Origin of the sequence: Streptomyces sp. SID3343 (genome assembly GCF_009865215.1) — a bacterium.
GTDB lineage: Bacteria > Actinomycetota > Actinomycetes > Streptomycetales > Streptomycetaceae > Embleya.
Genome location: NZ_WWJX01001010.1, coordinates 1 through 6,952 on the forward strand (window position 1 = coordinate 1; position 6,952 = coordinate 6,952).

A 6,952-nucleotide genomic window follows, 5' to 3' on the forward strand; every position below is an offset into this window, starting at 1 on the left:
GAGCACGTCGACGGCGGTCTGCTGCGCCAACTCGTGATCGAGTCGGGTGCCCGGCTGCGGATCAACCTGACCTCGACCGTGGACACCGTCGTGGTGATGCCGGGCGCGCAGAGCGACCCGCGGATCGCGCGGGCCGCGGCGCTGCGCGTCGAGTGCGTGACCGAGGCGCAATGGCGCGACGCGATCAGCCGGACGCCGCCCCCGGCCCGCGGCACCGGTGGCAACCTGCCGCGCGGCGGCACGGTCGACCTGCCCGGCGGCGCGACCCCGGGGCGGTGGACGCTCAACGCGTCGTGGGCGTGGGAGCGGCCCGACGAGGACATCGACATCGTCGCGTTCCTGCTGGACGAGCACGAACGGGTGCGCGTCGATGCCGACTTCGTGTTCTGGAACCAGCCCGCCACCCCGCTGGACACGGTCGCCCTGGACGCGTCGGGTCCCGCCGAGCAGACCGTCACGCTCGAACTGGACGTCCTGCCGCGTGACATACATCGCGTCGTGATCGCGGCCGCGGTCGACGGCGACAGCACGTTCGAGGCCGTCGGGCCGATCGAGATAGACGTCGCGCCGTTCGAGAAGACGTCGTTCGTGCGCTCGGTCCTGGACGCCGCGACAGTCGAACGGGTGTTGCTGCTCGGCACGTTCTATCGGCGCGGTCAGGGGTGGAAGTTCCGTACCGAAGGCCAGGGCTACGAGTTCGACCTCGCCGGTTTGGCCGCCTCGTACGGCGTCGACATCGCATAGTCGGCCGACGCCGACCGAGCGGTAACCGGACCGCGATTCGGCGCGCGGGCGGCGGGGTGGTTTGCTTGACCCGGCCGACAGCAACCGAGGGCAAGGAGTGGTCATGGCGCAGGTCAGGGCAACCGCACACACGACCGTGGCGGCGGAACCGGAAGCGGTTTTCGCGGCGGTGGCGGACTACGCGGACGTGCGGCCCAAGCTGCTCACCGAGCACTTCTCCGAGTACGACGTGCGCGAGGGCGGCAAGGGCGCCGGGACGGTGGCGCACTGGCGGTTGCAGGCCACGAGCAAGCGGTCGCGCGACTGCCTGGTGACGGTGACCGAACCGGCCGCCCTCACCCTGGTCGAGACCGACGCCAACTCGTCGATGGTCACCACGTGGACCGTCTCACCGGCCGGCGCCGGCAGCCGGGTCGAGATCGTCACGGTGTGGAACGGAGCCGGCGGTATCGGCGGATTCTTCGAGAAGACCTTCGCGCCGTCGGGGCTCAAGCGCATCTACGACGGCGTGCTCGCCAAGCTGCCCGAGGCGCTCTGACGACAGTCACGTTACGTCACGTGACGCCACGTCACGCCCGGACCGGCACCCGCGCACGTCGCGGGTGCCGGCGCGGGGGCGCCGGCGGCCCGCTCACGTGAGCAGCGAGCCTGCGCCGATGCCGAGCGCCGTGGCCGACACCAGGCCGAAGAAGCCGACCCACACCGCGCCCGGCACCCGGGTCAGATCCGCGAGCTGATCGGCGTCGGACCACGGTGCCCGGCCCCGGGAGCGCATCTGCTGCAACTCGACCACCGGACGGGTGCCGGCCACCAGCAGGAACCACACCAGCAGATACGCGAACGCCGCCTGGATCCGGGCGCCGGCGAGCCACGAGATCGCGAAGATCACGCCACCGGTCAACAGCAGGACGAACGCGCCGAACCAGTTGCGTATCGCGATGAACATCAACGCCAGGAACAGCAGGGCCACCCACAACACCATCGTGATGTGCGAGCCCGCCAGCAACGCCGCCCCACCCGCGCCCAGCAGCGACGGCGTGATGTATCCGGCCGCCGCGGTCAGCACCATGCCCAGGCCGGTCGGCTTGCCCACCGACACGGTCACCCCGGACGTGTCCGAGTGCAGCCGGATGCCCGACAATCGGCGCCCACTCAGCAGCGCGACCATCGCGTGCCCGCCCTCGTGCGCGATCGTCACGATCGTTCGCAGTGGCCGCCAGGTCGGCCGGTACAGCACCACCACGACCGCCACCGCGCCGGTCACCAGCGCGAGCCAACTCGGCGGATCCGGCTGAGTGCCCACCACCCGGTCCCACAGTTCCTGCAACGACACCGTGTCGACGCTGCTCACGCCGCCCCTCTCGTTCAACCCTGACCCCGATCCCCGGCTCGAACGCTACCGTTCGGGTGCGGCCGAAAGGCCGGGTGTTCCGGACCCGTGACCGTACTGTCGACAAGGTCGGGCCGCAGTGTCGGGTCGCAGTGTCGGTCGCCGTGTCGGGCCGGAGTGTCGGGTCGCAGTGTCGGTCGCGGTACGGACGAGCGAACGCGCGGGGGGTGGAAACCGATCCGGGGCAGGCCCGGGGGAGTTCCGGGTGCCGGTTCGCGGTGCGTTCGCGGTCAGCCGTCGATGTCGCGCAGTCGAGTCGCCTGGCCGCCCGCGTCCCCGCTTTCGCGGCGCAGGTCGTCCGCGTTGAAGTGCCGGCCCGACACCTCGACCCGCACCCCGCCGCCGAGAACGAGCCGGTCGCTCGCGGTCAGCACCACCTCCGCGTCGACGGTGAGCCGCCGACCCGGTTCGTAGCCCACCCCGTTCCAGCGCTCGATCTCGGTGCCGTTGGAGGATCCCAGGTCGACTGCGACGACGTGCTCGCCCGCCCTGCCGTGCTCGAAGCGCAGCAGTACGTGCTGACGGCTGACATAGCGCACCGCGTCGCCGAACCGCTGCTGTCGGCTGCCGAGGTTGTAGCCGTTGACGATCCGGCCGCGCCCGAGCACGAGGTTCGTCCCGAGTTCGAGCGGAACACGCTCGATGGAGTGGCCGTCGGCGTGGTCGCTCAGGCTCACCTGCCGGGTCTGCCGGCGCTCGCCCAGCGGTTCGAGTTCGCCCGCGCACCCGGGGCATACCGCCCGCGCGCCGGCGTCCACCCGGGGCCACACCGGGAGTTGACCGGCCCACATCCGCGCGTACAGGCACACCGCGTCGACACAGCGCCAACGGGTGTTCATGATCTCCAGGTGCCGGACCGGGTCGAGCCGCTTCTCGCGGAACTCCTTGATCTCCTCGGCGCGGGAAATCCGTTGGTGGTGCTCGGCCTTGATCCCGCGCGGGACGAAGCGCACCCCGTCGGCGTCCTGCGCCCAGTAGTGGAAGCGTTGCGGATGGCGATCGATCCACGGGTGCAGGCGGCGGAAGTCCAGGAAGTGGTCACCGCTGAGCACGTGCAGTGCGTCCTCGTGGGCCCGGTCGAGCACCAGCGTGTCGGCGACCGGCCGCAGCGACATCTCGCGCCGGGCCACCATCCGCTGGATGGTGCGCTTGTCGGCGGCGTCCACGGCATGCAACAGGGCCTTGTCCGCGACGAGTTCGATCCTCGCGTCGGCGCCGTGCGACGCCCGCCACGCGGTCACGACGGCGTCGAGCCGATCGAGATAAGGCCCCTTCGCGCCGAGCGGATACAAATCCTCGGAGTGACACACATTGGCCACGTCCACGATCGCGTCCCACACACCGTCCCCCTGCCGACGAGCCGTCGAACCCTTCCTATCCGAAACCCGGGCGGCGGCGCAGCGGTTCGGACGCGCGGGCGGTTCGTACGGTTCGGGCAGCGGGTCCGCGGGGTCAGGGGCGAGGGCAGGGATGCCGGGGGGCAGGGTGCGCGCGCAGGGGACAGGGTCAACGGCTGGGCAGGATCAGCAGTTCGTCCGTGCCCGGGCGTTTCATGACGTCGACGGGATGGCCGTACAGCTCGGACAGCAGCGGCGCCGTGCAGACCTCGGCCGGGGCGCCGCACGCGACCAGTCGACCCCGGGCCATCAGCGCGATCCGGTCCGCGTAGGCCGCGGCCAGGTTGAGGTCGTGCAGCACGATCACCACGGCGTCGCCCTTGCGGGCGCGGGCTCGGGCCAGGCGCAGGACGTCCTCGGTGTGCTTGAGATCCAGGGCCGCGGTGGGCTCGTCGAGGAACAGCACGGGGGCGCCCTGTGCGAGGACGCGCGCGAGCGAGACGCGCGCTCGCTCGCCGCCGGACAGCGACGGGTAGGCCCGCTCCAACAGGTGCGAGACGTCGGTCTCGGCCAGGCATCGGGCGACGATCTCGTCCTCGGACTCCTCGTACGCCAGGCCCGCGTGCGGGGCCCGGCCCATCCGTACCACCTCGTCCACGGTGAACGGGAAGGACAGGGTCACCGCCTGCGGCAACACGCCGCGACGCAGCGCGAGTTCGCGTTGCGAATAGTCGGCGATCGGTCGATCGGCGATCCTGACCAGGCCGTGATGCGGCGTCAGGTCACCGGTGAGCAACCCGAGCAGGGTCGACTTGCCGGCGCCGTTGGGGCCCAGGACGGCCACGATCTCGCCGTGCCGAACGGTCAGGGAAACGCCGTCGACGAGGTTGCGGCCGTTGATCGCGTAGCCGACGTCCTCGGCCTCGACGCCGACCGAGCCGAACTCGCGCGCCGTGTCGATCGCGACGGTTCGGGTACGGGAGAGCAGTCTCATCAGGCCCAACCTCCTTGCCGAGAGCGGGTCCTGCGCAGCAGCCACAGGAAGAACGGTGCACCGATCAGCGCGGTGAGCACGCCGAGCGGTACCTCCTTGGGAACGGCGACGGTGCGCGCGGCCAGATCTCCGCCGACCGTCACGAGCGCGCCCAGGACCGCGCTCGCGGGCAGCAGCAGCCGGTGTCTGGGCCCGGCGATCAGCCGGATGATGTGCGGAACGACCAAGCCCACGAAGGTGATCACGCCGGCCGCGGCGACCGCCGCGCCGACCAGTACGGCGCTGAGCGTGACCACGATCAGGCGCACGCGCTCGGTGTCCACGCCCAGGTGTCGGGCGCCGCGTTCGCCCAGCGCCATGATGTCCAGGGCGCGGGCGTAGCGGGGCAGGATCAGCAGGCCCACGATCGCGAACGGGGCGAGTGCGCCGATCACCTTCCAGCTCGCACCGCCCACGCTGCCGAGGTTCCAGAAGGTGATGCTGCGCAGTTCGGCGTCGTCGGCGACGAACGTGAACAGGCCGATCGCGGCCCCGGCCAGCGCGTTGATCGCGATGCCGGTCAGCACGAGCGTGACCACCTCGGTGCGGCCGTTGGAGCGGGAGAGCAGGTACACGCCGAACGTGGTGATCAGACCGCCCGCGAACGCGAACGCGGTCACCGTCCACGAGCCGAACGTCGAGACGCCGAGCACGATCGCGCCCACCGCGCCGAGCGCCGCGCCCGAGGACACGCCGATCACCCCGGGCTCGGCCAACGGGTTGCCGAACACACCCTGCATCGCGGCCCCGGCGCAGCCCAGACACGCGCCGACCAGTACGCCGAGGACCACGCGCGGGAAGCGGATGTTCCACAGCACGGCCTCGTTGGCCTGGGACACGTGCCCGACGTCGAGGCCGAGGTGGTGCATGATCGACGACAGCACCTCGCCGGAGGGGATGTCGAGCGCGCCGCTGCCCGCGGACACCACACACACGGCGAGCAGGCCGAGCAGGAGCACGGGCATCAGCCACCGACCGTGCCGGCGCGGCGCGGCGGGCTCGGAGACGGCCACTGCCGCAGCCGCAGCGACAGCGACGGAATCGGTACCGCCTCCGTTGCCCGTGCCGCTCGTGCCGCTCGTGCCGCTCGTGCCGCTCGTGCCGCCCTTGCCGCCGACGTCGGCGGTCGCGGCGCGCGTGGGCTCGCCCGTATCGTCGCCCTTCGGCTCCTGACGACCCGTCACCGTGGCCACGCTCTTCCCCACCCTGTCGTTCCGAAGCCCCGTCGTCGCACAGCCCCGGGCGGGGCGACGCGGCGACGGGGCGGCACCGCCGCGGCCGATCGCCGCGGTGTTCGTTCCCGGTCCGTCGCGGCTACTTGTGCAGCAGGTCCACGAGCTTGTCGAGCGCCACGCCCGTGGTCGGGCCGCCGCTGCCGAGTTCGAGGTCGTCCATCGCCACGACCTTCCTGTTCTGGCCGGCCGGGGTCTGCGCGACGCCCGGCAGCTTCAGCACGCCTTCGACGCCGCCGACCGATTCAAGACCCTTTTGGAACACGAGGATCACGTCGGGCTTGGCCGCGACCATGGATTCGGGGGTCAGCGCGCCGGACATCTCGATGCCCAACTCGGTGCCGGTGTCGATGCCGCCGGCGGCGGTGATCATGCTGTCGGGGCCCAGGCCCTTGCCGCCGATCTGGTACAGGTTGGCCTGACCGCGGATGTACAGGAACGCCACGCGCGGCTTGGTGGTGGCCTGCGCGCCCTTGGCCTTCGCGGTGGCGATCTCGCCGCTCGTCCGGTCGGCGAGCGTCTTGCCCTTCTCGGGCACGCCGAGCGCGGTGGCGATCGCCTGGATGCGGGTCAGCGCGTCCTCGGGCTTGCTGCTGTCGGGGACCAGCACGACCGGGACGCCGGCCGACTTGAGCTGGTCGATCGCGGTGCGCGGACCCACCGAGGCGCTGCCGATGGCGACCGTGGGGCGCTGGGCGAGGATGCCCTCGGAGTTGAGAGAACGCGAGTTGCCGAAGGTGGGCTTGCCCTTGCTCTCCGGCAGCACCGCGCCGGACGTGTCCACGCCGACCACGCTCTCGGCGAGGCCCAGTGCGTACACGGTCTGCGCGATGTCACCGCCGAGCGGGACGATGCGGCTCGCGTCCTTGACGGTGACCTTGCCCAGCGTGGTGTCCACGGTGGCGGGCAACGCCGCCGCCGGCGCGCCGGGCTTGTCGGACTTGGCGTCGGACTTCTTGTCGCCGTCGCCTCCGCAGGCCGTGGCGAACGCCGTGATCGACAGGACGGCCGCGGCCACCTTCAGGGTTGTACGACGCAAGCGCATCAGGCGGCCTTTCGAGCAGCACGAGGTGGTAAGGCAAGCCTTCCCTGGTTTCTCCCCGCAACCTAAAGGTAAGGCTTCCCTAACTTCAAGCCCAAGAGGCGTGCACAACCTCACAGGTCTTCTTTAAAAGCCGGCTCGCGAAGCACCACTTTTCCTCCCCCGCTTCGCTCC

The 6,952-nt window shown here is 71.2% G+C and carries 7 protein-coding genes; 2 read left to right on the forward strand and 5 right to left on the reverse strand.

Going from position 1 to position 6,952, the window contains the following annotated elements; all coding sequences use genetic code 11:
- A partial coding sequence (locus GT354_RS31740; protein ID WP_161359832.1) for a TerD family protein occupies positions 1–744 on the forward strand: 744 nt, incomplete at its 5' end.
- A 103-nt stretch (positions 745–847) separates the two neighbouring features.
- A complete protein-coding gene (locus GT354_RS31745; protein WP_161359833.1) occupies positions 848–1,282 on the forward strand; it encodes an SRPBCC family protein in 435 nt (144 codons plus the stop codon).
- Between the two features lie 93 nt (positions 1,283–1,375).
- On the opposite strand, the gene GT354_RS31750 is transcribed toward GT354_RS31745, so the two are convergent.
- The 5 genes from GT354_RS31750 to GT354_RS31770 form a co-directional block, all read right to left on the reverse strand.
- Entirely contained in the window at positions 1,376–2,095 is a 720-nt protein-coding gene (locus GT354_RS31750) for a M50 family metallopeptidase (RefSeq protein ID WP_161359834.1), read from the reverse strand.
- 269 nt (positions 2,096–2,364) lie between these two features.
- Complete coding sequence (locus tag GT354_RS56725; RefSeq protein ID WP_161359835.1) at positions 2,365–3,474, reverse strand: FHA domain-containing protein; 1,110 nt, start codon at positions 3,472–3,474, stop codon at positions 2,365–2,367.
- Between the two features lie 166 nt (positions 3,475–3,640).
- Positions 3,641–4,465, reverse strand: coding sequence for a heme ABC transporter ATP-binding protein (locus GT354_RS31760; protein WP_161359836.1), 825 nt, complete (start codon positions 4,463–4,465; stop codon positions 3,641–3,643).
- On the reverse strand, positions 4,465–5,517 hold the full coding sequence (locus tag GT354_RS31765; RefSeq protein WP_161359838.1) for an iron ABC transporter permease: 1,053 nt from the start codon (positions 5,515–5,517) through the stop codon (positions 4,465–4,467). Before GT354_RS31765 ends, GT354_RS31760 begins: the two co-directional genes overlap by 1 nt.
- Positions 5,518–5,818: 301 nt before the next feature.
- Entirely contained in the window at positions 5,819–6,754 is a 936-nt protein-coding gene (locus tag GT354_RS31770; protein ID WP_202512539.1) for an ABC transporter substrate-binding protein, read from the reverse strand.
- Positions 6,755–6,952: the final 198 nt, after the last annotated feature.